This is a genomic window from Plantibacter sp. AC185 (assembly GCF_979258065.1).
Map to the genome: position 1 here is coordinate 2,969,102 of NZ_OZ409831.1, position 21,584 is coordinate 2,990,685.

Annotated in this window: 23 protein-coding genes; 14 read left to right on the forward strand and 9 right to left on the reverse strand. The window is 69.4% G+C overall.

From position 1 onward, the window contains the following. Positions 1-7: 7 nt before the first annotated feature. The gene (locus ACZZZB_RS14105; protein ID WP_124770005.1) at positions 8-964 is read right to left on the reverse strand and encodes an NADP-dependent oxidoreductase; all 957 of its coding nucleotides are present in this window, start codon (positions 962-964) and stop codon (positions 8-10) included. Positions 965-1,265: 301 nt separating this feature from the next. On the opposite strand from ACZZZB_RS14105, the gene ACZZZB_RS14110 reads away from it, so the two are divergent. Both ACZZZB_RS14110 and ACZZZB_RS14115 read left to right on the forward strand, forming a co-directional pair. Beyond that, entirely contained in the window at positions 1,266-1,895 is a 630-nt protein-coding gene (locus ACZZZB_RS14110; RefSeq protein ID WP_159879921.1) for a Pr6Pr family membrane protein, read from the forward strand. Next, positions 1,892-2,665, forward strand: coding sequence for a DUF998 domain-containing protein (locus tag ACZZZB_RS14115; protein ID WP_192005867.1), 774 nt, complete (start codon positions 1,892-1,894; stop codon positions 2,663-2,665). Before ACZZZB_RS14110 ends, ACZZZB_RS14115 begins: the two co-directional genes overlap by 4 nt. On the opposite strand, the gene ACZZZB_RS14120 is transcribed toward ACZZZB_RS14115, so the two are convergent. Further along, entirely contained in the window at positions 2,632-3,858 is a 1,227-nt protein-coding gene (locus ACZZZB_RS14120; protein ID WP_192005865.1) for an ROK family transcriptional regulator, read from the reverse strand. The genes ACZZZB_RS14115 and ACZZZB_RS14120 overlap by 34 nt on opposite strands. A 42-nt stretch (positions 3,859-3,900) precedes the next feature. Continuing rightward, positions 3,901-4,563 carry a YqaJ viral recombinase family protein gene (locus ACZZZB_RS14125; RefSeq protein WP_463530010.1) on the reverse strand — a complete coding sequence of 221 codons (663 nt, stop codon included), beginning with the start codon at positions 4,561-4,563 and terminating at the stop codon, positions 3,901-3,903. Positions 4,564-4,717: 154 nt separating this feature from the next. Between ACZZZB_RS14125 and ACZZZB_RS14130 the strand changes: the two genes are divergently transcribed. Genes ACZZZB_RS14130 through ACZZZB_RS14145 form a run of 4 tightly spaced genes read left to right on the forward strand, consistent with a single transcriptional unit; the run spans position 4,718 to position 8,716 of the window. Further along, on the forward strand, positions 4,718-5,464 hold the full coding sequence (locus ACZZZB_RS14130; RefSeq protein ID WP_274500396.1) for a sugar phosphate isomerase/epimerase family protein: 747 nt from the start codon (positions 4,718-4,720) through the stop codon (positions 5,462-5,464). Further along, positions 5,461-6,570: a Gfo/Idh/MocA family protein gene (locus ACZZZB_RS14135; RefSeq protein ID WP_159879913.1), complete on the forward strand. Its 1,110-nt coding sequence runs from the start codon at positions 5,461-5,463 to the stop codon at positions 6,568-6,570. Before ACZZZB_RS14130 ends, ACZZZB_RS14135 begins: the two co-directional genes overlap by 4 nt. A 2-nt stretch (positions 6,571-6,572) precedes the next feature. Beyond that, the gene (locus tag ACZZZB_RS14140) at positions 6,573-7,685 is read left to right on the forward strand and encodes a Gfo/Idh/MocA family protein (RefSeq protein WP_463530011.1); all 1,113 of its coding nucleotides are present in this window, start codon (positions 6,573-6,575) and stop codon (positions 7,683-7,685) included. Further along, complete coding sequence (locus tag ACZZZB_RS14145) at positions 7,682-8,716, forward strand: sugar phosphate isomerase/epimerase family protein (protein WP_064294543.1); 1,035 nt, start codon at positions 7,682-7,684, stop codon at positions 8,714-8,716. The genes ACZZZB_RS14140 and ACZZZB_RS14145 overlap by 4 nt, the downstream gene beginning before the upstream one ends. 86 nt (positions 8,717-8,802) lie before the next feature. Here ACZZZB_RS14145 and ACZZZB_RS14150 read toward each other — a convergent pair whose 3' ends face one another. After that, on the reverse strand, positions 8,803-9,063 hold the full coding sequence (locus ACZZZB_RS14150; protein ID WP_159879909.1) for a thioredoxin domain-containing protein: 261 nt from the start codon (positions 9,061-9,063) through the stop codon (positions 8,803-8,805). Between the two features lie 109 nt (positions 9,064-9,172). Here ACZZZB_RS14150 and ACZZZB_RS14155 point away from each other — a divergent pair, with 109 nt between their 5' ends. Beyond that, positions 9,173-10,012: an NAD-dependent epimerase/dehydratase family protein gene (locus ACZZZB_RS14155; protein ID WP_463530012.1), complete on the forward strand. Its 840-nt coding sequence runs from the start codon at positions 9,173-9,175 to the stop codon at positions 10,010-10,012. A gap of 75 nt (positions 10,013-10,087) precedes the next feature. Here ACZZZB_RS14155 and ACZZZB_RS14160 read toward each other — a convergent pair whose 3' ends face one another. The 4 genes from ACZZZB_RS14160 to ACZZZB_RS14175 form a co-directional block, all read right to left on the reverse strand. Continuing rightward, a complete protein-coding gene (locus ACZZZB_RS14160) occupies positions 10,088-10,579 on the reverse strand; it encodes a MarR family winged helix-turn-helix transcriptional regulator (protein ID WP_161578662.1) in 492 nt (163 codons plus the stop codon). 17 nt (positions 10,580-10,596) lie between these two features. After that, entirely contained in the window at positions 10,597-12,348 is a 1,752-nt protein-coding gene (locus ACZZZB_RS14165) for an MDR family MFS transporter (RefSeq protein ID WP_463530013.1), read from the reverse strand. A gap of 222 nt (positions 12,349-12,570) precedes the next feature. Further along, a complete protein-coding gene (locus ACZZZB_RS14170) occupies positions 12,571-13,251 on the reverse strand; it encodes an ABC transporter ATP-binding protein (protein WP_192005851.1) in 681 nt (226 codons plus the stop codon). A gap of 90 nt (positions 13,252-13,341) precedes the next feature. Then, positions 13,342-14,865: an ABC transporter permease gene (locus tag ACZZZB_RS14175; protein ID WP_463530014.1), complete on the reverse strand. Its 1,524-nt coding sequence runs from the start codon at positions 14,863-14,865 to the stop codon at positions 13,342-13,344. 235 nt (positions 14,866-15,100) lie between these two features. Here ACZZZB_RS14175 and ACZZZB_RS14180 point away from each other — a divergent pair, with 235 nt between their 5' ends. The 4 genes from ACZZZB_RS14180 (at position 15,101) to ACZZZB_RS14195 (ending at position 18,611) form a co-directional block, all read left to right on the forward strand. Continuing rightward, on the forward strand, positions 15,101-15,859 hold the full coding sequence (locus ACZZZB_RS14180; protein WP_079003251.1) for a response regulator transcription factor: 759 nt from the start codon (positions 15,101-15,103) through the stop codon (positions 15,857-15,859). Further along, the gene (locus ACZZZB_RS14185) at positions 15,856-17,451 is read left to right on the forward strand and encodes a sensor histidine kinase (protein ID WP_463530015.1); all 1,596 of its coding nucleotides are present in this window, start codon (positions 15,856-15,858) and stop codon (positions 17,449-17,451) included. The genes ACZZZB_RS14180 and ACZZZB_RS14185 overlap by 4 nt, the downstream gene beginning before the upstream one ends. 27 nt (positions 17,452-17,478) lie before the next feature. Then, positions 17,479-18,099, forward strand: coding sequence for a phosphoribosylanthranilate isomerase (locus ACZZZB_RS14190; protein ID WP_426737756.1), 621 nt, complete (start codon positions 17,479-17,481; stop codon positions 18,097-18,099). A 101-nt stretch (positions 18,100-18,200) separates the two neighbouring features. Continuing rightward, on the forward strand, positions 18,201-18,611 hold the full coding sequence (locus tag ACZZZB_RS14195; RefSeq protein ID WP_194645147.1) for a DUF5684 domain-containing protein: 411 nt from the start codon (positions 18,201-18,203) through the stop codon (positions 18,609-18,611). 24 nt (positions 18,612-18,635) lie between these two features. Here the strand turns inward: ACZZZB_RS14195 and ACZZZB_RS14200 are convergent, their stop codons facing one another. After that, the gene (locus tag ACZZZB_RS14200; protein WP_194645148.1) at positions 18,636-19,793 is read right to left on the reverse strand and encodes an AAA family ATPase; all 1,158 of its coding nucleotides are present in this window, start codon (positions 19,791-19,793) and stop codon (positions 18,636-18,638) included. Between the two features lie 317 nt (positions 19,794-20,110). Here ACZZZB_RS14200 and rplJ point away from each other — a divergent pair, with 317 nt between their 5' ends. From rplJ to ACZZZB_RS14215, 3 genes are all read left to right on the forward strand, one after another. After that, positions 20,111-20,629 (forward strand): 50S ribosomal protein L10, encoded by a 519-nt coding sequence (gene rplJ / locus ACZZZB_RS14205; RefSeq protein WP_079706724.1) that lies wholly within the window; start codon positions 20,111-20,113, stop codon positions 20,627-20,629. Between the two features lie 78 nt (positions 20,630-20,707). Then, positions 20,708-21,091 (forward strand): 50S ribosomal protein L7/L12, encoded by a 384-nt coding sequence (gene rplL, locus ACZZZB_RS14210; RefSeq protein WP_056014124.1) that lies wholly within the window; start codon positions 20,708-20,710, stop codon positions 21,089-21,091. A gap of 329 nt (positions 21,092-21,420) precedes the next feature. After that, positions 21,421-21,564, forward strand: coding sequence for a hypothetical protein (locus ACZZZB_RS14215; RefSeq protein WP_274500405.1), 144 nt, complete (start codon positions 21,421-21,423; stop codon positions 21,562-21,564). The last annotated feature ends 20 nt before the right edge of the window (positions 21,565-21,584 follow it).

The following is a 21,584-nucleotide window of genomic DNA, read 5'->3' on the forward strand; positions in this document are numbered from 1 at the left end:
TCGGTCGTCAGCCGTCGGCGACCTTGAGGACGATCTTGCCGCGTGAGTGACCGCCCTCGAGAAGCACGTGGGCCTGCCGGACGGCGTCGAGGTCGAACACCTGGTCGACGAACACCCGGACGTCCCCAGACTCCAGCAGCCTGCTGATGGTGTCGAGTGTGGCGCCGTCGGGGGCCACGGTGAACCGCGTCGCGCGGACGCCCGCGGCCCGGGCCTCCTCCTCGAGTGTCGGCCAGGAACCGGTCGGCGCGTTGATGATGAGCCCGCCAGGGCGCAGTACCCGCAGGGAACGCGACCCCGTGTCGTCCACGGTGTTGCCCACGAGGTCGATCACGACGTCGACCTGGTCGACGACGTCCTCGAACCGGTGCAACTCGTGGTCGACCGCCTGATGGGCGCCGAGTTCGCGCAGCCAACCGACGTTGCGACCGGAGCCGGTGGCGATCACCCGCGCGCCGAAATAGGTGGCGAACTGCACGGCGAAGTGCCCGACACCGCCGCTCCCGGCGTGGATGAGGATGCGCTGCCCCTCGTGCGCCTTCGCGACGTCGACGACCATGCCCCACGCGGTGAGCGCGGCGAGAGGGACCCCGGCGGCCTCGACGTGCGACAGTGTCGTCGGCTTCCGCGTCAGGCTCAGGGAGGACACCGCGACGTACTCGGCGTAGCTGCCGCCCGTCCGCGGGAAGCTCGTCATGCCGTAGACCTCGTCACCGGGCAGGAGGCCGGCGGCAGCGAAGGGCGACTCGACCACGATGCCGCTGAAGTCGTACCCGAGGACGGCCGGCATCGCCGTGATGGCAGAGGAGACGCCCCGGCCCGCGCGGGTCTTGGCGTCGACCGGGTTCACGCCGGCCGCGACGACCTTCACGAGGAACTCCGCCATGACCGGACGCGGTGTCGGTACGGTCTCCATCCGGAGGACCTCTGGGCTGCCGACGGCGTCGATCACCGCGGCTCGCATGGTCTCCGGTGCCGGCTTCACCGCGTCCGCGGTTGTCGCCAGAGACCAGGAGTGTCCGACTCCTTGACGCATCGAGTACTCCTTCGTCGTTCATCCCCCGAAAGCTCCACCCGGCGGAGGTCGGCTCGGCGACGAGTCTCGCTCCGGTGCGTGGTCCGGCTCTGTTCTCATCAAAGCCGTCGAATGAGTCGGCGCTGTTACGGGGGTGTCAATTGGCTGGAAACGATTCCCTCTCTTCGGGGGACACGACGGCCCGACTGTCGCCCGATCCTCGGGCGCGTGCTTCCGATACAGTGGCGCAATGCGCGCACTGTTCGGAGTCATCAGGATCATCGCGGGTGGGGTGATCATCGCCGCCATCGTCGGCCAGTTCGTCTACACCCTGTCCTTCGGTGATGCGCCCGACGACTTCTTCGTCAACTTCTTCAGCTACTTCACGATCCTGTCGAACGCGCTGAGTGCGATCGTCCTGTTGGTCGGCGCCGGGTTCTGCTTCCGCCTGCGACGCGATCCGGCCTGGTACAACCTGGTCCTCGGCTGCGTCGTGACCTACATGGCGACCACGGGCGTCGTCTACAACCTGCTGCTCCGCGGCATCGCCCTCGACCAGGGGCACACCCTCGGTTGGTCGAACGAGGTGCTGCACCTCATCGCACCGATCTATCTGGTGCTCGTCTGGATCGTGACGCCCGGCAAGTCCCGCCTGGAATGGCGTCAGGTGTGGGCGATCATCGCGTTCCCGCTCGTCTGGACCGTCTACACGATGATCCGCGGATCGATCGTCGGCTGGTACCCGTACCCGTTCCTCAACCCGGCTCAGCCCGGCGGGTGGGGAGCCGTCGTCGTCTACATGATCGCCATCGCCGGGTTCATCGGCCTGATGGGCTGCGCCGTCATCGCGTTGAGCCGGACGAGGCTCATCCGCGGATGACGGGGGCCACATCAGACCAGCGGGTCTCTCGCCCGTCGGCCGTCCGTCGGCGCCGATCCGTCGCCCTCGGGTTCGCGATCATCGGTGGCGTGCTCCTCGTGGTCGCCACGATCATGATCTGGGCCGCACGACTCAGCCTCGGCAAGAACAGCTACGTGAGCGGCCTCGGTGCCACCGGCGAGGTGACGGCTCCGGTCTTCAACGCCGCACTGCTCATGGTCGCGGTCGGTGGTCTCAGCATCGCTGTGGCGCTGCAGCGAGCCGTCCCGTCCCGCGAGCCCGGTCAGCGCCGCACGAGGGTTGGACTGCTGCTCATCCCCTGGCTGCTCGTCGGACTGTCGAGCCTGTGCTTCTTCGTGGCGTCCCGGGTGACCTGCACCTACGAGTGCCCGATCCCGTCGAATCCGCTGTTCACGCTCCAGGACGCGGTGCACATCTCCTTCGCCGTGATGGGCTTCGCCCTCGCCTGCCTGGCGATGATCGGGTCGGCCCTCGGGTCGCGGCTGCGCGCCGTCCGGCGGCTGTCCTGGTTCGCCGGATCCGCCGTCGCGGTGGTCGCGGGGCTCGGTGGCCTGCTCTCACTCGCGGAGGTCGGGCAGCAGGTCGGCAGTTGGCTGGAGTTCGCGGCGATGACCATCGCCCTGTTCTGGCTCGTCGGGTACGGCCTGGCGGAAGTCCTCGCCGTCGGGAAGGCGGACGACGTCGGACGCCCTGGTTCCGCACTGGAGGACGCGCGTCAGGTCGACGCGGCCTCGAGCGCCCGGGGCTGAGTCATCGCGTCGATCGCCGGTGCGGACAGGGCGTCGCGCAGCACCATGATCGCCGCTCCCAACACCCCGGCCTCCTCGCCGGCCGTCGAGGTGACGATGCCGAGGTGTCCGGTGGCGAGCGGCATCGACCGGCGGTAGACCACCTCGCGGACACCGGTGAGGAGATGTTCACCCGCCCGGGTCATCGTCCCGCCGAGCACGATCACCGAGGGGTTCAGGAGGTTCACCACGACACTGAGCACCTCACCGATCTCCCGGCCGGCCTGCCGCGTGGTCTCGATGGCCATACGGTCGCCCGCGCGGATGAGTGCTGCGACGTCGCGACTGCTGACGGCGTCGATCCCGCGGGCGCGGAGCTCGGTCGCGATCGCAGGCCCGCTCGCGATGGCCTCGAGGTCGCGCTCGTCGTCCGCAGCGCGCGGGGAGTCTCGGCCGACGGGGACCTGGACGTGCCCGATGTCGCCGGCCGCACCGAGTGCCCCGCGCTGCAGCTCGCCACCCGCGATGATGCCGGCACCGATACCCGTGGACACCTTCACGTAGACGAGGTCGTCGGTGTCCGGCCAGGAGATCGCGTGCTCGCCGAGCGCGAGGACGTTGACGTCGTTGTCGACGAGGACCGGGACGTCGATGGTCCGACGGATGTAGGCGGGGACGTCGAAACGGTCCCAGCCCGGCATGATCGGCGGGTTCGTCGGCCGTCCGGTCGAGTGCTCGACCGGCCCCGGAAGCCCGATCCCGATCCCGATGACCGGGGGCGCGACCGGCTGGGGTGTGGCCCAGGTCTGCGGAGCGGCCAGCAGGGCCGACGCCGCTTCGACCACCCAGTCGAGGACGGGCTCGGGTCCTGCGGCGATCTGCAGCTCCGCGCGGCTCGTCGCGAGGATCGCGCCGGCCAGGTCGGTGACGGCCACCGTCCCGTGCGTCGCCCCCAGGTCGACGGCGACGACGACGCGCGCGAGCGGGTTGAATGCGATCCGTGCGGGCGGGCGACCACCCGAGGAGGCTGCCTCTCCAGCGGGACGGAGCAGGTCTGCGGCCACGAGGGCGTCGATCCGGAGGGAGACGGTGGAGCGGGCCAGGCCGGTCAGGGCGCACAACTCCGACTTCGTGCGTGCCTCACCGCCGCGGAAGAGTTGGAAGAGGTCGCCGGCGCCCGGTGCTCCGGGGGAGGGGCGTAGCGGCTCGGTCATGGCGACAGTCAACCACCTCGGCCGACTTCTGTCGACTTGTCGTCAGAAGTCGGTGCTCAGCAGTGGTTCCCGGAGCTGCCGAGTGACGGGCGCAGGCTCCGGGAGGACCGGGCGCCGGGCGGCTGGATTGGTGCGGTGGTACAGCTCGTCGATGAGTGCGTTCGCAAGGCCCACAAGCTTCGCGATCTCGACGTCATCCCGCTCGACCCATCGACAGAGCGGTTCGTCGTCGATGGGGACGAAGTCCTTATGCTCCTCCCAGACGACGAGCGTCCGCTCCGCGCCGATCACGTACTGCTGCCACCACACCTGACGCAGGTAGTTGCGGGGGATCGAGCGCCAGGACTTCGTCGTGGTCTTGATCTCCGCGAGCACGACGGCCCCGCGCTCGGTCACGGCGATGCCGTCGGGGGTGGCGAGGTGACGGTGTTCGACCTCGGCCCGGAAGAGCGCCGACGAGGGGTTGATCCCGTGCGTCGCGGCGACCCACCGGGCGATCTCCGGCTCGCGGGCGCGACCGTGGTCGGTGAAGGCGTTGCCGGAGAAGCCCGTCCCGCCGAGCTTCGCGTCGGCCGCCCGCTGGATCGAGGCCGGGGTCGAGAGGGTGGCGACGTCGGTCGCGGTGATCCCGCGCGAACGAGCCCGCAACCACGAGATGCGGTCGCTGGAGTCAGCGACGATCCGGGAGAGCAGAGCTGAGTTCACCTCTCCATTGTCCCCCACGCTTCCGACTCCTGCGGTATTCGTCGCCGGGGGAGCGGCGACCGGTGGGAGACTTTTGTTTGACCACCGACAGAAGTGTGGTTAGCCTGGATCTCGCAGCAGCGGCTGCCTGACACCATCATCATTGAGGAGCATCGTGTCGACTTCCCAACTCTCTGTCCAGCTCTACTCGGTACGGGAGCCGCTCACCGCGGATCGTGCCGCAGCGCTGCAGCGCCTGACCGAGATCGGTTTCCGCCAGGCTGAGCCGTTCGGCTTCGGTCCCGGCGTCAGCCTGCAGGACATCCACGATGCCGGCCTCGCCACCCCGAGCGCGCACGGCAAGGTCATCGCCGACGACATCGACCTGTCGGCGGCCTTCGGCGCGGCGGCGGAGCAGGGCGTGCAGGTCCTCATCGACCCAGCCATCGCCGAAGAGCGCTTCGCCACGGCGGAGACGGTCGCTTCGATCGCCGACGAGCTGAACGCCGCGGCGGCGGTCGCCGCCGGTCACGGAGTCCAGGTGGGCTACCACAACCACTGGTGGGAGCTCGAGGGCGACGTCGCGGGCACCAGCCCGCTCGAGCACCTCGCCGCGCTCACCGACCCGGCCGTCGTGTTCGAGGTCGACACCTACTGGGTCGAGGTCGGCGGACGCCGCGCGGTCGACGTCCTCGCTGCGATCGGCGATCGTGTGCGCTTCATCCACGTCAAGGACGGCGACGCCTCCCGCGACACGCTGAAGCAGCTGCCCGCGGGCGCCGGGGTCGTCCCGGTGCTCGACATCCTCGCCGCGGCACCGCAGGCCCTCCGCGTCGTCGAGTTCGACGCGTTCGACGGCGACATCTTCCAGGGGCTCGAGCAGAGCTTCACGTACCTCACCACGAACGGAGTCCAGGCATGAGCAACAGCACCGGAACGGTCGGTGTCGGCCTCATCGGCGCCGGCGTCATCAGCGACCAGTACCTCAGCAATATGGTCACCTTCCCCGACCTCGACGTCCGGTTCGTCGCGGACCTCGACCTCGAGCGGGCGAAGACGCAGGCCGAGAAGTACGGGGTGCCCGGCCACGGCTCGGTCGCCGAACTCCTGGCCGACCCCGAGATCGAGATCGTCGTCAACCTGACGATCCCGAAGGTCCACGTCGAGGTCGCCATGCAGATCCTCGACGCCGGTAAGCACGTGTGGAGCGAGAAGCCCTTCGCGCTCGACCGTGAGAGCGGGCAGGCCCTGCTGGCCGCCGCGAAGGAGAAGGGGCTCCGCGTCGCCACGGCTCCGGACACCTTCCTCGGCGCCGGTATCCAATCAGCTCGCCGACTCGTCGAGGCCGGTGGCATCGGCCAGCCCCTCACCGCGCTGACCCTCATGCAGAGTCCCGGCCCGGAGTCGTGGCACCCGAACCCCGACTTCCTGTTCCAGGACGGCGCCGGTCCGCTCTTCGACATCGGCCCGTACTACATCACGGCGCTCGTGCAGCTGTTCGGTCCGATCGCCCGCGTCACCGCGCTGGCTTCGCAGGCCTTCCCGCAGCGGACGATCGGATCCGGCCCGCGCGCCGGTCAGTCGTTCGATGTGACGGTGCCGACGCACGTGAGCGCCCTCTTCGAGTTCGAGAGCGGCCAGCTCGCGCAGAGCGTCTTCAGCTTCGACTCCAAGCTCGGCCGCACGCAGTTCGAGGTCGCCGGCTCGACCGGCACGCTCGTCGTCCCCGACCCGAACACCTTCGAGGGCGACCTGCTCGTCTACGGCGGTGGCGAGGAGCCCGAGTCGATCCCGTCGACCGGTCCGACGCAGGGTCGCGGAACCGGGGTGGTCGAGCTCGCCCAGGCGATCCGCGCCGGTCGTCCCGAGCGCGCCTCCGGTGAGCTCGCCTACCACGTGCTCGACGTCATGGTCTCGACGGCCGAGTCGGGCCTGAGCCGTACCTCGGTGGACGTCGTCAGCACCGTGGAACTCGCTCCCGCACTGCCGGAGTCGTGGACCCCGGCGGACGGCACCTTCGGAGCATGACCGTGGCCGGTCCCGGTATCGCGGTGGTGGGCGGTGGCTTCATGGCCACCGTCCACAGCCGGGCGGCCCGCGCTGCGGGTGCCCGGCTGGTCGGTGTCGTCGCCTCGACACCCGAACGCTCGCGGGAGGTCGCCGCGAGCCTCGGGTTCGAGCGTGGATACGGCTCGCTCGACGAGCTGTTGGCCGACCCCTCGGTCGACGTGGTGCACGTCTGCACGCCGAACGCGCTCCACGCCGAGCAGGCACTCGCGGCCATCGCGGCGGGCAAGCACGTCGTCTGTGAGAAACCCCTCGCGACCGACGCCGCGACCGCCGAGCGTCTCGTCGCCGCCGCGGCCGAGGCCGGTGTCGTCGGCACGGTGCCGTTCGTGTACCGCTTCCACCCGCTCGTCCGGGAGGCCCGGGCGCGTGTCGCCGCCGGTGACCTCGGGACCCTGCTCACGATCAGCGGGTCCTACCTCCAGGACTGGTTGCTCGCGCAAGCCGACGACAACTGGCGGGTCGACTCGGTGGCCGGGGGCCGTTCGCGCGCCTTCGCCGACATCGGTTCGCACCTCGTCGACCTCCTCGAGTTCATCACCGGCGCGCGCATCACGGAGCTCAGTTCGACGGTCCGCACCTTCTTCGCGGAGCGCGCGAACACTCCGGAGGTCACGACCGAGGACGCGGCCGCGGTCGTGATCCGGCTCGAGGGCGGCGCCATCGGCACGCTGCTCGTCTCGCAGGTCGCGCCCGGTCGGAAGAACCGGCTGCACCTCGAGATCGCCGGGACGGAACTCAGCATCGGCTTCGATCAGGAAGCGCCGGAGACGCTCTGGCTCGGCCGTCGGTCGGGGACGCAGGTGCTGCCGCGCGACGCCGACCAGCTGCACCCGGACGCCGCACGCCTGTCCATCGTCCCCTCAGGGCACCCGATGGGCTACCAGGACGCCTTCAACGCCTTCGTGGCCGACAGCTACGCGGCGATGGCCGGACAGTCGCCGGACGGCCTGCCCGTCTTCGCCGACGGACTCCGCACCGCGCGCATCACCGAGGCCGTCCTCGACGCGGCCGACACCGGTCGCTGGGAAGCGATCGCCACCTCCACCGACGACGAGCAGAGGATCATCGCATGACCGACACCACCGACAAGCAGTACGCGAGCCGCCTCCCAGTGACCCTGTTCACCGGACAGTGGGCGGATCTCCCCTTCGAAGAGGTCGCCCGCCTCGCCGCCTCCTGGGGCTACGACGGCCTCGAGATCGCGGCCTCGGGCGACCACCTCGACCTGAAGCGCGCGGATGAGGACGACGCCTACCTGCAGTCCCGCCTCGACATCCTCGACCGGCACGGCCTCGAGGTCTTCGCGATCTCGAACCACCTCACCGGCCAGGCCGTGTGCGACGACCCGATCGACTTCCGTCACCAGGCGATCGTCCGCGACTACACCTGGGGCGACGGCGACGCGGAGGGGGTGCGTCAGCGCGCGGCCGAGGACATGAAGCGGTCCGCGCGGGTCGCGCGCAAGCTCGGCGTCGACACGGTCGTCGGCTTCACGGGGTCCAAGATCTGGCAGTACTCCGCGATGTTCCCGCCGGTGCCGGCTTCCGTCATCGACGCCGGGTACGAGGACTTCGCCACCCGCTGGAACCCGATCCTCGACGTCTTCGACGCCGAGGGGGTCCGCTTCGCCCACGAGGTGCACCCGTCCGAGATCGCCTACGACTACTGGACGAGTGTCCGCACCCTCGAGGCGATCGACCACCGCCCGGCCTTCGGCTTCAACTGGGACCCGTCGCACATGATGTGGCAGGGCGTCGACCCGGTGGGGTTCATCGTCGAGTTCGCGAACCGGATCTACCACGTCGACTGCAAGGACACGCGGATCCGGCCGGCCACCGGTCACGCCGGCATCGTCGGCTCGCACCTGCCCTGGGGCGACCCGCGACGCGGCTGGGATTTCGTGTCGACCGGTCACGGCGACGTGCCGTGGGAGGATGCCTTCCGTGCCCTGTCGAGCATCGGCTACGCCGGGCCGATCTCCATCGAGTGGGAGGACGCCGGCATGGACCGTCTGCACGGTGCCGAGGAGGCCGTCGGGTACATCCGGAACCTGCTCTGGAAGCTGCCCGAGCAGTCCTTCGACGCGGCGTTCAGCACCCAGTAGCCCCGGACCCTGAACTGCCTCCTTCGGATCCTGAGCTGCTCTTCGGTCCCTGAGCCGCCTCTTCGGTCCCTGAGCCTGTCGAAGGGCTACAACGCCTTCGCCGCCGCGACGAGCACCTGGTTGAGCGTGGGCGCGCCGGTCGCACGGAACACCTCGGTGCCGTCGTCGGCCGTGATGATGACCGTGGGGGTGGAGCGGATGCCGTCGGCCTCCGCCTCCGCCGCACGGAAGGCGACGTCGCGCTCCTCGACGACGGCACCGGCCACGAGCGCCGGGACCTCGGCCAGGACGGCGCGAGCCTGCATGCAGGGAGCGCAGAACGCGGAGGTGTACAGGGTGAGCTTCACGTCTCGTCCAACGCGACCCGGCGGTCGACCATTCCGCTTCGGTCGCCCGATCCTGGGGGAGTTGTCAATCGTCCACGCGATCGCGGGTTGATGGACCAGGATGGGCGTCATGAGAATCGCAGTGACGGGAGGCTCGGGCAAGCTCGGGCGAACAGTGGTCGGCCACCTTCGGGAGCACGGTCACCTGGTGATCAACTTCGACCAGGCAGGGGAGCGGGGTGACGGCTTCGTCCGTATTGACCTGCGTGATGCGGGCCAAGTGTTCGACGCCCTCACCGGCGTGGACGAGCAGGCGCCGGACGGGTTCGACGCGGTCGTCCACCTGAGCGCCATCCCCGCGCCGGGGCTCTCGACGAACACGGCGACCTTCCAGAACAACATCCTCAGCACCTACAACGTGTTCAACGCCGCTATCAAGGCCGGCATCACGAACATCGTCACGGCGTCGAGCGAGACCGTCCTCGGGCTGCCGTTCGACACCCCGCCGCCCTACATCCCCGTCGACGAGGCCTACGCGGCGCGACCCGAGTCGACGTACTCGCTCTCGAAGCACCTCGAGGAACAGCTGGCGATCGAACTCACGCGGTGGCACCCCGAGCTCAAGATCATCGCCCTCCGCTTCTCCAACGTGATGGACGAGGCCGACTACGCGGCGTTCCCGTCGTTCGACGCCGACGCCACTCTCCGCAAGTGGAACCTCTGGGGCTACATCGACGGCCGTGACGGCGCGCAGGCCGTGCGGCTCGCGCTCGAGCACCAGGCCACCGGGTTCGACCGGTTCATCATCGCTGCGGCCGACACGGTCATGTCGCGCGACAACGTCGAGCTCGTCGCGGAGGTCTTCCCGGACGTGCCCGTCAACGGCGACATCGCCGGCAACGGGACGCTGCTCTCGATCGACCACGCGCGCGAGGTCCTCGGGTACGACCCGAAGCACAGCTGGCGCTGACCCGTTCTCAGGAGTTCCTCGGCGCGTCACTCGCTCGCAAGCCCGGCGCTCCGGGGGACTCCTGAGAAAGGGACTTCAGAGGGCGCCGTTGAGCTTCGCGAGGAGTTCGGCGAGCCGCCGCACCTCGGCCTCGTCCCAGGACGAGAGCTGCTGGTAGAGCATCGCCTGGTCGTTGGCCCGTGTCGACTCCATCCGGCGCTCGCCCTCGGCGGTCGCGACGACGAGGCTCGCGCGGCCGTCCTCGGGGTCCGGCGTCCTCGTCACGAGGCCGAGCGTCTCCAGCTGGTGGATGAGGCGGCTCACCGCGCTCTTGTCCGTCGCGAGCATCTCGGCCAGGGCACCGGCGCGGATCGCTCCGGAGCGCGAGACCATGCTGAGCAGCTTGTAGCCGGCCGGCTGGAGTCCGGGGGAGATCCGCTCGGCGCGGTCGCGGATGCCGTTGCGGATGCGGTTGATGAGCAGCGCGAACTGCTCCTCCACGGCACCGATCGCGAGGTCGTGCGCGGTACCGGCCGCTGCGTCGTCGGCAGCGTCCGGCCCGGCCTGGGCGTCGTGATCGATGGACATCGTTCGCATTGTACGGACTAGCGGCCGTGGCGGGGGCTGTGTGCCTCGGCCTCCGCGCCGCTGTCGGCGGTCTCGTCCCGTCCTCGCTCGAGTCGGGTGTCCGCCTCGCCACCGATCATGGCCTCGGCCACGTCCAGCGCACCGGTCGCGAACGACTGGGTCGACGTGGACGCGGTGGCCGTCGTGACGGAACCGGTGGCCGCGCCGACGAGGGCCGGCGCTCCGGTGCCCTGCTCAGCCATGCGCTGCACGGCGTTCTTCGAACCGAGCTTCTTGTTCGGCAGGAAGATCACGGCGATGATCGTCAGGATCGCGAGTGGTGCGGCGACGAGGAAGATGTCGGCGACCGCGTCACCGTAGACGGATTCGATGATGGTCCGCACCGACTCGGGCAGCGTGCTCACCTTCGGGATCGTGCCGCTCGAGAGCGTCTCGGCGATCTTGGCGCCGGGAGCACCGAGGGCGACGATTGCCGCCTGCAGGTCGTCCTGTCGGTCGGAGAGCATGTCGGTGACCTTCGTCGCGAGCACCGAGCCCATGACCGAGACGCCGATCGTGCCGCCGAGGCTGCGGAAGAACGCGACGCCCGCGCTCGCCGTACCCAGCTGCTGCGGCAGGACATCGTTCTGGACCACGAGCACGAGGTTCTGCATGACCATGCCGACACCGGCGCCGAGGACGAACATGTACACGGAGACGAGCAGGTAGTTCGAGTCGTAGTGGATCGTGCTCATGAGGAACAGGCCGACGGTGAGGAGGATCGAGCCGACGATGAGGTACGGCTTCCAGTGGCCGAAGCGGGAGATGAACTGCCCGACCACGATGGAGGCGATCAGGAGGCCGCCGATCATCGGGAGCGTCAGCAGGCCCGACTCGGTCGGCGTCGCTCCACGCGCCAGCTGCATGTACTGGCTGAGGAACACCGAGGTGCCGAACATCGCCACACCCACCGAGATGCTCGCGACGACCGCGAGGGTGAAGGTGCGGTTCTTGAACAGCGACATCGGGATGATCGGCTCGTCGACCTTGATCTCGACGATGACCGCGGCGGCGAGCAGGAGGACGGAGATGCCCACCATGACGAGCGTCGTGAAGCTCGCCCACTCGAACTGCGTCCCCGCCAGGGTGACCCAGATGAGCAGCAGCGAGACGCCTCCGGCGATGAGGGCGGCGCCCAGGTAGTCGATCTTGACCTTGCCGACGTTCCGCTTCGGGAGGTGGAGCGTGCGCTGCAGGAGGAAGATCGCTGCGATCGCGAAGGGGACGCCGACGAAGAAGTTCCAGCGCCAGCCGAGCGAGTCGGTGAGGAGTCCGCCGAAGAGCGGGCCGCCGACCGTGCCGACCGCCATGACCGCACCGAAGAGGCCCATGTACCGGCCACGCTCACGCGGGCTGATGATGTCGGCCATGATGATCTGGCTGAGCGCCGTGAGACCACCGGCGCCGAGGCCCTGCAGGACGCGGAAGCCGATGAGCGTGCCGGTGTCCTGCGAGAAGCCCGCGAGCGCCGAGCCGAGGACGAAGATCCCGAGCGCCAGCTGGATGAGCAGCTTGCGGTTGAAGAGGTCGGCGAACTTGCCCCAGATGGGCGTCGAGACGGTGGTGGCGAGCAACGTGGCCGTGACGACCCAGGTGAACGCCGTCTGGTCGCCGTTCAGGTCGGAGATGATCCGGGGGAGGGAGGTCGAGACGACGGTTCCGGCGAGGATCGACACGAACATGCCGAGGAGGAGGCCGGAGAGGGCCTCGAGCACCTGGCGATGCGTCATGCCATTGTCCGCGCGAGCGGGCGTGGCGGGTGTTGAAGTGGTGTGTGACATGGGCTCCGCGATCGTGATGACGTCAGCTAGTTGATATGCGTCAACTATATGAGAAGTAGTTGATCAGTGTCAACCAATCACGACGGCGGGGTATTCCCGAGGCCCTTCGACAGGGAGTAGGTGGCTCGGGGAGCGGATGTGAGCCGCTCCCCGAGCCTGCCGAGTGGGCGATCAGCGCCGAGTCGTGACGTCCTTGAGCTTCCCGTTCGCGATGTGGAGACGACGCTCGGCGCGCTTGGCGACCGCGGTGTCGTGCGTCACCACGATGACCGTGAGCCCGCGGTCGCGCCACAGACCCTCGAGGAGGTCCATGATCTCGTCGCGGGTCTCCTCGTCGAGGTTGCCGGTCGGTTCGTCGGCGAGCAGCACCTCGGGCTCTTTGACGAGCGCACGGGCGATCGCGACCCGCTGCTGCTGCCCGCCGGACAACTCGGCGGGGAGGTGCGAACCCCGCTCCGCGAGTCCGACGGACGCGAGCGCCGCCCGAGCCCTGGTCTCGCGTTCGGCCCGAGGGGTCCCGATCGGGACCAGGGCCATCTCGACGTTCTCCTGTGCCGTCAGCGTCGGGATGAGGTTGAACCCCTGGAACACGAAGCCGATCTCCGTGGCGCGGATCCTGCCGAGCTTCGTCTCGCTGAGCGTCGAGAGGTCGTCGCCGGCGAGGGAGATGCTGCCGGCGGTCGGTCGGTCCAGCGCGCCGAGCATCTGGAGGAGCGTCGACTTGCCGCCGCCGGTCGGACCTTGGATGGCGACGAGCTGTCCGTCGGGGATGTCGAGGTCGACGCCGTCGAGCGCCGTGACCGAGCGCTTCGCCTGGCGGTACTGCTTGGTGAGGCCGGTGATCGTGTACATGGGGTCCTTCGTTCTGCTGGTCGGAGTGAGAAGTGGGACCGCCGGGTGGTCGCGGGGGAGACGACCACCCGGCGGCGTCTGGTGCGTCGCCTAGGCGACGGAGCGGAGCGCCTCGGCCGGGCGCAGCCGTGAGGCGCGCCACCCGCCGATGGCACCCGCGAGCAGCCCGCCGATGACGGCGATCCCGACGGCGATGACGATGATCCACGCGGTCACGGGAGCCTGGAGGACGATGTCGGTGGTGGTCGCGGCCGCAGCGCCCGGGGCGCCGCCGAACCCACCGGCCGTTCCCGCCACCGCGTCCGCCGGCACGCCCGCGGCGCCGCCGGGTCCGCCGAGTCCGCCACCGGCCGATGTCGTCGCCGCCGCGCTGAGCGTCGGGGCGACGAGGTTCACGACGAGGATGCCGAGGAGGCCGACCGCGACACCGACGGCGCCGCCGATGAGTGACTGCACGACGGACTCACCCGCGACCTGGCCGACGATGCGCCGGTCACTCCAGCCGATCGCCTTGAGCGTGCCGAACTCGCGAGTGCGGCGCGTGACGCCGGAGATCGTGAACAGGATCGCGATGAGGAACGCGGCGGCGAGCACGATGAGCGACAGCCAGGTGCCGAGGTTGGACACGAGCGTCGACGCCGAGGCGAGCGAGCCGGACACGGTGGACGCGAGGTCCTCCTGGGTGCTCACGGTCGCGTCGGGCAGTGCCGCCTCGATGTCCGTCTGCACCTGCGTGATGTCGGTCGACGAGGCGGCCTGCACGTACACGTCGCTGACCTGGCCGTCGAGTCCGGCGAGCGTCTGCGCGACGTCGAGGGGGATGTAGACGTTCGAGGCGGTCGTGGCGTCGGCTCCGGAGGCGGTCACCGTGCCGACCACGCTGAACGTGGTGCCCGCGATGTCGATCGTGTCGCCGGTGGCGATCCCCGCCTCGGTCGCGTAGGAGGCGTCGAGGACGGCGACGTCCGTGCCCGTGTCGTCGGCTGCGAGCGAGCGACCGTCGCTGAGGGTGACGGCCGAGAGCGGACCGACGGCGTCGCCCGAGGGGTCGAGACCGAGGACCGTGAAGGAGTCGACGCCGAAGGAGCTCCCGCCTGCGCCGTCCGGACCGCCCTGCGGCGGGGTCGCACCGGACGCGTCACCGCCGGGCGCGCCTGCCGTCCCGCCGGATCCCTGCGCCTGCGAGAAGTCGGGCAGCTCGCCCGTGAAGGTCGTGTTCGTGAGCGACAGGGTGGCTGCGGCGGCCTCGACGTTGGCGACGTCGGTGATCGTGCCGAGCGCCGTCGCGTCGAAGGTCGACGTGGCGCGCGCCGCCTCCAACCGCGACTGGTTGACGGTCGTCGTGCCGTCGCTCGTCGACCCGTCGCCCGAGCCGAAGTCGAAGTTCTGGCCGGGGCCGCCGCCCTCCGTCGGCGCTTCGGCGGCTTGACTCACGGTGATGTCCGTTCCGACCCCGTAGACGGATTCCAGCACCGACGCCTGCGCCGTCTTCACACCGGCTGCGACCGAGTTGACGATGATCACGAGGGCGATGGCGAGCGCCATCCCGATGGCGATGATGATCGTCTGTTTCCGACGACCGACGAGTTCCCGCCGGAGATACGTTCCGAACATGTCTGTGTTTCCTTCTGCTCTGGTGCACGTTCCGGCGTCCCCGTTGCGCGACGCCGACGATCCGCACGTCGCGGATGACTTGGACCGGACGCTACGGAGGCCCGCTTGGCCTGCGCCTCGGCGACGCTATGAATCGGCCCAGGTCGATGTGGGCGCCTCGCCTGCTCGGGGAGGGCACAGCATCCGTGTGGTCGGTTCATAGACAGCTCATAGGGCGGAGGCGAATACTGAACGCGTGAACATCCCGACCCAGGCGCCCGGTGCCGCGCGAAGCGCACTCAAACGGGCCGACGGCACCGCCGTCCGTGTGCTCGTCGTCGACGACGAGGCGACGCTCACGGACCTCCTGCAGATGGCCCTGCGTTACGAAGGCTGGGAGATCCGGACCGCCGCCGACGGCCGCGAGGCCCTCACGATCGCCCGCGACTTCCGCCCGGACGCCATCGTGCTCGACATCATGCTGCCGGACCTGGACGGCCTGCAGGTGCTGAACCGCCTGCGGACCTCGGGGAGCGACGTCCCCGTCCTGTTCCTCACCGCCAAGGACTCGCTCGACGACCGCATCGCGGGCCTCACCGCCGGCGGCGACGACTACGTGACCAAGCCCTTCAGCCTCGAGGAGGTCGTCGCCCGGCTGCGCGGGCTCATCCGCCGCTCGACCCTGCTGGCCGCCGATGAGTCCGGCCCGGACATCGTGGTCGGCGACCTCGTGCTGAACGAGGACAGCCACGAGGTGACGCGCGACGGCGAGCCCATCGAACTCACCGCGACCGAGTTCGAGTTGCTGCGGTTCCTCATGCGGAACCCGCGCCGGGTGCTGAGCAAGGCCCAGATCCTCGACCGGGTGTGGAGCTACGACTTCGGCGGTCGTGCGAGCGTCGTCGAGATCTACATCTCCTACCTGCGGAAGAAGATCGACGCCGGGCGCGAGCCCATGATCCACACCGTGCGCGGCGCCGGCTACATGTTGAAGATCCCGACGGTCGGTTCGTGACCACGAGCGCCCCCGTCACCGACCCGGCAGCGACGACCACCGACTCCACCCACCCCAAGCGCGCTCCGTGGACGCTCCGTCGACGCCTCATGGTCGTCGTCGTCGGGCTCCTCGCCCTCGGCAGCGCCGTCGTCGGTGTCGCGAGCGCGGTGGCGGTGAGCGGCCTTCTCACCGAGGGCGTCGACAACCAGCTCACGAAGGCCGCCGAGCGCATCGTCGACTACGGTCGCAACGGTCAACTCCCTGCGCCGGAGTCGATCCCCGACGCCGCGATCCCGGACGGCTACGGTGGCGGTTCGGGGACGCGCGAGCCGCCCGCCTTCATCGGCGCTCCGGGCCTCGGCCCCGGCGCACTCGGGGCGATCGTCGTCGACGGCACCATCGTCAGCGCCGGATACCTCAACGCCGACGGCAGCACGGTCCCGTGCACCGAGAGTCAGGACGCCATGATCCTCACGGTGTCGGCCGGTGACCGACCGTCGACCATCAACCTCGGGGAGCACCTCGGCGACTACCGCGTCGTCGCCGTCACCGACGCGAGCGGCGCGACGAGGATCATCGGGCTGCCGCTCGCCGAGGTCGCGTCGACGGTCATGCAGCTCGTCACCCTCATCGCGATCATGAGTGTCGTGGTCCTGCTGCTCGCCGGGCTGGCCGCGTTCGCGATCGTGCGGTACTCGCTCCGCCCGCTCGACCGGGTCGTCGCGACGGCCGCGGTCGTCGCCGAACTGCCCCTCGACCGCGGTGAGGTGGCGCTCGCCGTCCGGGTACCGGAGTCGGACACCGACCCGCGCACCGAGGTCGGACGCGTCGGATCGGCGATCAACCGCATGCTCGGGCACGTCTCGTCCGCGCTGAACGCCCGGCAGGCGAGCGAGAACAAGGTGCGCCGGTTCGTCTCGGACGCGAGCCACGAGCTCCGGACCCCGCTGGCGTCCATCGCCGGATACTCGGAACTCGCCGCCCGGAAGTCGGACGCGCTGCCGGAGGACGTCACGCACTCCCTCGGCCGGATCCGCTCCGAGGCCGGTCGCATGACCACGATCGTCGAGGACCTGCTGCTGCTGGCGCGGTTGGACGAGGGACGCGAACTCGCGAAGCGCCCCGTCGACCTCACCGAACTCGTCATCCACACCGTCGGCGACGCCCATGTCGCCGGGCCGGACCACGTGTTCGAACTGGACTTCCCCGAGGAGCCCGTCCTCGTCACGGGTGATGCGTCCCGACTGCAACAGGTGATCGTCAACCTACTCGCCAACGCGCGGACCCACACGCCCGCCGGGACGACCGTGCGGACGGGGCTGGCGGTCGAGAGCGGTCCTGCGGGCGAGATCGCCGTGCTGACCGTGTCGGACGACGGCCCCGGCATCGACCCTGCGCTGCAGCCCAACCTCTTCGAGCGCTTCGTCCGCGGTGACGACTCCCGCTCCCGGGCCACCGGGAGCACCGGCCTCGGGCTCGCGATCGTGCACGCCGTCGTGGCCGCGCACCACGGCACGGTCAGGTGCGAGAGCACACCAGGACGGACGGTGTTCCGCGTGGAGCTACCGGCCGTCGCCACCCCGGACGTCCTCGTCCCGACGGCGGAGTGATCCGTGCGGCCGGGTAGCGTGGTCCCCATGTGGGTGAAGGTGTGCGGTCTGTCCGAGGCGTCCGACGTCGCTGCGGCGGTGGACGCCGGAGTCGACGCGATCGGATTCGTCTTCGCGCCGGGGTCGCCCCGGACCGTCGAGCCCGAACGCGTCGCCTCGCTGCTCGCCGACGTCCCCGAGTCGGTGCTCACGGTCGGCGTCTTCCGGCGCCAGTCGGTCGAGGAGGTCTCGCGGATCGCCGGTGCTGCCGGGGTGCAGGCCGTCCAGCTCCACGGTGACGAACCACCCGAGGCGTTCCAGGAGCTGCAGGCGATGGGATGGCGGACGCTCCGGGCGACCTCGGCGGTGCACTACGCCTCCGAGAACGCCGCCGAGCGCGCCGCCTACGCCGAGGAGCTGCTGCTCCTCGATGCACCTGACCCGGGAGCCGGGAAGACCTTCGACACGATCGCCCTCGTGGCGAACCCACCCACCCGCACCTGGATCCTCGCGGGTGGGCTCACACCGGAGAACGTCCAGGGCCTCATCGCGGAACTCCGGCCCTGGGGGGTCGACGTGTCCAGCGGGGTCGAGTCCTCGCGCGGGGTGAAGTCGCCGGAGCTCATCCGGTCGTTCGTGCACGCCGCCCGCACCGCCCGGGCCGTCTGAGCGTCTGCGGGACACCCGCTGGTCCGCGGTGTGACCCGCACGCTACATTCGTCGGATGAGGCGGTCGGTCGACCGCGATGACCATAAGGAGCGCCACCACCGTGTTCGACACCATCCTGCTCGCCGCGGACGACAACGGTCGTGCCGCCATCGAGTTCATGAACGCCCCCGCCAACGTCTTCGGCGGCATCATCGGCTACGCCCTGTTCGTCGCCTCCGTCTGGGGGATGTTCGAGAAGTCGGGCCGCTCCGGCTGGACCGCGATCATCCCGATCTACAACTGGTACGTCGTCGTCAAGCTCGCCGGCTTCTCCGGCGCGGCGACCATCCTCTACTTCATCCCGCTCGTGAACATCGTGTTCGGATGGATCGTCGGTTGGCACATCGGCAAGCAGTTCGACAAGAGCACGGTGTTCCGGATCTTCGGACTCGTCCTGTTCCAGCTGATCGGGTTCTTCATCCTCAGCTACGGCTCGGACCGCTACCTGGGCAAGCAGGCCGACCGCGCCTAGACGGCGGTCACCGGAGCCGGACGCTCACCGCGACGGCCAGGCCCACGGCGGCGTCGACAGCAGACCCTGATCCTCGATGGTCGTCTCGCCGAGTCGCTTCACCAGCCGGTGCTCATGCACCTCGCCGGCCTCGAGCATGGCCTCGATGAGCGGACGGGCGTGGGAGACGACCACGAGCTGTGTGTCGGCGCTCGCCGCGGTGATGAGCCGAGCGAGCTGGGGGAGGAGGTCCCCGTGGAGGCTCGTCTCGGGCTCGTTCAGCACCATGAGCTCGGGCGGGCGTGGCGTGAGGAGCGCCGCGACGAGCAGGAGGTAACGGAGCGTGCCGTCGGACAGCTCGCCGGCCGAGAGTGGACGGAGCATCCCCGGCTGTTCGAGCTCCAGCCGGAACACCCCGTCGTCGGCGCGCACGCGCAGCACGCTGCCGGGGAACGCATCGTCGACGGCGGCGTCGAGGCGATTCCGGCCGCCGGACTCGATGATCGTCTGCACCGCGGCGGCGAGGTCCGCGCCGTCGTGCCCGAGCACAGGCGTCCTCGTCCCGACCTGCGGCGCACGCGCCGGGGCCTCGCGGTCGGTCCGGAACTGGTCGTAGAACCGCCAGCCGCGCACCTGGCCGCGCACGCGGAGGACCTCGGGCGTCGCGTCGGCGTCCGAGAACTCGGTGAGGATGCTCTCCGAGGTGCCGAGCGTTCGACCGATCGGACGCCACGACCCGTCGCGGACCCGGACCGCCGGACCATGTCGGTCGACGAGCAGGCTGCTCGGTTTGGCCAGTGCGCCGGCGAAGATCTGCTCCCGCTTGATCTCGGGGTCGCGGCCGAACAGCGTCGTGGACGGTTGCGGGATCCCGAGGTCGACGAGATACCCCAGCGTGTCCGTCGCGAATCCGAGTCGCAGGCTGATCGGACCCGAGCGGCGCGTGCCCTGGACCGGGACGGAGCCGTCGACCATGGCCCGACTCACGTGCTCGGGGCCGGCCCAGAGCGTCGAGGAGAGCCCGCCGTCGCGGGCGAGGGATCCGACGACATCGCCGTCGCCCGCACTCGCGAGGAGTCGGAGTGCCCGGTAGAGGTTGGACTTGCCGGTGCCGTTCGCGCCGGTCACGACGTCGAGGCCGTGCAGCGGCAGCACGGTGTCTCGGATGGACCGGTAGCCGGAGATGGCGAGCGTCTGGATCATGGCTCCATGGTGCCGGGCGCCTCGGACATCCGGACGGGTGGTGGATGCCCGGTGCACGCCTGTCGGGACGGGGCCGGGGGTGTGTTATGGTTGTCGAAACCAAAGACCGCCGGTCACTGTCGCGTGCAAACGAGACAGTCGAAGGTTCTCATGACGAGACGTCCAGCGCAGGTGTATGAAGATCTGATCGAGGCTTGCCTTTCCCCAGCTCCGTGCGCTTGCGCCGGAGCTTTTTTCATGCCCGAACCCTTCACCGGCCCGGCGGTTGGTGTGTGCGGCCTCCGCTGCATGCATTCAAGATTCGAAAAGGAGTGGCCATGGCGAACAAGGAAGCCTCGGTTGCCGAACTCACGGAGAAGTTCCAGAGCTCGACCGCCGTTCTGCTGACCGAGTACCGCGGCCTCACTGTTGCTCAGCTCAAGAACCTGCGCAAGAGCATCAGTGCGGACGCAACCTACGCCGTGGTGAAGAACACGCTGACCAAGATCGCGGCGAACAACGCCGGCATCTCGTCGTTCGACGACGAGCTCGCCGGTCCGTCCGCGATCGCATTCGTGCACGGTGACCCGGTCACCGTCGCGAAGGCTCTTCGTGACTTCGCCAAGGCAAACCCTCTCCTCGTGGTCAAGGGCGGTTACTTCGACGGTAACCCGCTGACCGCTGAAGAAGTCGGCAAGCTCGCCGACCTCGAGTCCCGTGAAGTGCTGCTGGCAAAGCTTGCCGGCGCCGTCAAGGCCTCGCTGTTCGGAGCTGCCTACCTCTTCAACGCACCGCTCTCGAAGGCCGTTCGCACGGTCGAGGCGCTGCGCGAGAAGCAGGAGTCCGCGGCCGAGTAATTCGGTTCCGCGAACAATCAACCCCGTACCTGTCCGCCGCGTGATGCGGTTGCAGGGCATGAAACAAGGAGAACAATCATGGCAAAGCTGTCAAACGAAGAACTGATCAACGCGTTCAAGGAGCTCACGCTCATCGAGCTCAGCGAGTTCGTCAAGCTGTTCGAGGAGACCTTCGAGGTCACCGCTGCTGCTCCCGTCGCCGTCGCCGGCCCGGCTGCTGCTGGCGCTGCTGTCGAAGAGGTCGAAGAGAAGACCGACTTCGACGTCATCCTCGAGGCTGCTGGCGACAAGAAGATCCAGGTCATCAAGACGGTCCGCGAGCTCACCTCGCTCGGCCTCGGCGAGGCCAAGGCTCTCGTCGACGGCGCTCCGGCTGCCGTCCTCGAAGGCGCCAACAAGGAAGCCGCTGACAAGGCGAAGGAAGCCCTCGAGGCTGCCGGCGCCACCGTCACGCTCAAGTAGTCGGTCCCCTGCGGGGGACAACCACTGGGCTGGCGACCGACTCCGGTCGGTCGCCGCTGACGATCGCGGATCTTCTTGAGACGAGTGCTGCACGCACTCGGCAGAGACATCCGTGATCGGAGGGCATCGCCCCCGATCCGTTCGGGAGCGGTGCCCTCCGTCAGTTAACCGGGGGGCCTGCGATTCGTCGCGTCACTCCACACGGACGCGGATGCTCTGCACCCGTCGACGACGTTCGTCGACGGTTCACGCAGGTATCCGCGTCGTCGTCCCGCTCCGTGTGAGCGTGGGCCGTCGGTGCGGTGCCCGAATCGGGAGAACCCACCACCATGAACACCCACGCACGCTGGCGTGCAACCATCACCTGGATCCGAGCCCAGCTCGCATCCGCCTTCACCGAGTCGGAACGGGCGACCGACGCCCACCCGCCCGATCCGCGGGTCAGCCAGTCCTTCACCACCTGGATGCGCTGACCGGTTCACACTTCAGGTCC

Coding starts and splice junctions, on each gene's coding strand:
- ACZZZB_RS14115 (WP_192005867.1), top strand. CDS start 1,892: ATGACGGGGGCCACATCAGACCAGCGGGTCTCTCGCCCGTCGGCCGTC.
- ACZZZB_RS14105 (WP_124770005.1), bottom strand. CDS start 964: ATGCGAGCCGCGGTGATCGACGCCGTCGGCAGCCCAGAGGTCCTCCGG.
- ACZZZB_RS14160 (WP_161578662.1), bottom strand. CDS start 10,579: ATGTCCATCGATCACGACGCCCAGGCCGGGCCGGACGCTGCCGACGAC.
- rplL (WP_056014124.1), top strand. CDS start 20,708: ATGGCAAAGCTGTCAAACGAAGAACTGATCAACGCGTTCAAGGAGCTC.
- ACZZZB_RS14155 (WP_463530012.1), top strand. CDS start 9,173: ATGAGAATCGCAGTGACGGGAGGCTCGGGCAAGCTCGGGCGAACAGTG.
- rplJ (WP_079706724.1), top strand. CDS start 20,111: ATGGCGAACAAGGAAGCCTCGGTTGCCGAACTCACGGAGAAGTTCCAG.
- ACZZZB_RS14175 (WP_463530014.1), bottom strand. CDS start 14,865: ATGTTCGGAACGTATCTCCGGCGGGAACTCGTCGGTCGTCGGAAACAG.
- ACZZZB_RS14200 (WP_194645148.1), bottom strand. CDS start 19,793: ATGATCCAGACGCTCGCCATCTCCGGCTACCGGTCCATCCGAGACACC.
- ACZZZB_RS14120 (WP_192005865.1), bottom strand. CDS start 3,858: ATGACCGAGCCGCTACGCCCCTCCCCCGGAGCACCGGGCGCCGGCGAC.
- ACZZZB_RS14190 (WP_426737756.1), top strand. CDS start 17,479: ATGTGGGTGAAGGTGTGCGGTCTGTCCGAGGCGTCCGACGTCGCTGCG.
- ACZZZB_RS14215 (WP_274500405.1), top strand. CDS start 21,421: ATGAACACCCACGCACGCTGGCGTGCAACCATCACCTGGATCCGAGCC.
- ACZZZB_RS14110 (WP_159879921.1), top strand. CDS start 1,266: ATGCGCGCACTGTTCGGAGTCATCAGGATCATCGCGGGTGGGGTGATC.
- ACZZZB_RS14165 (WP_463530013.1), bottom strand. CDS start 12,348: ATGACGCATCGCCAGGTGCTCGAGGCCCTCTCCGGCCTCCTCCTCGGC.
- ACZZZB_RS14145 (WP_064294543.1), top strand. CDS start 7,682: ATGACCGACACCACCGACAAGCAGTACGCGAGCCGCCTCCCAGTGACC.
- ACZZZB_RS14170 (WP_192005851.1), bottom strand. CDS start 13,251: ATGTACACGATCACCGGCCTCACCAAGCAGTACCGCCAGGCGAAGCGC.
- ACZZZB_RS14135 (WP_159879913.1), top strand. CDS start 5,461: ATGAGCAACAGCACCGGAACGGTCGGTGTCGGCCTCATCGGCGCCGGC.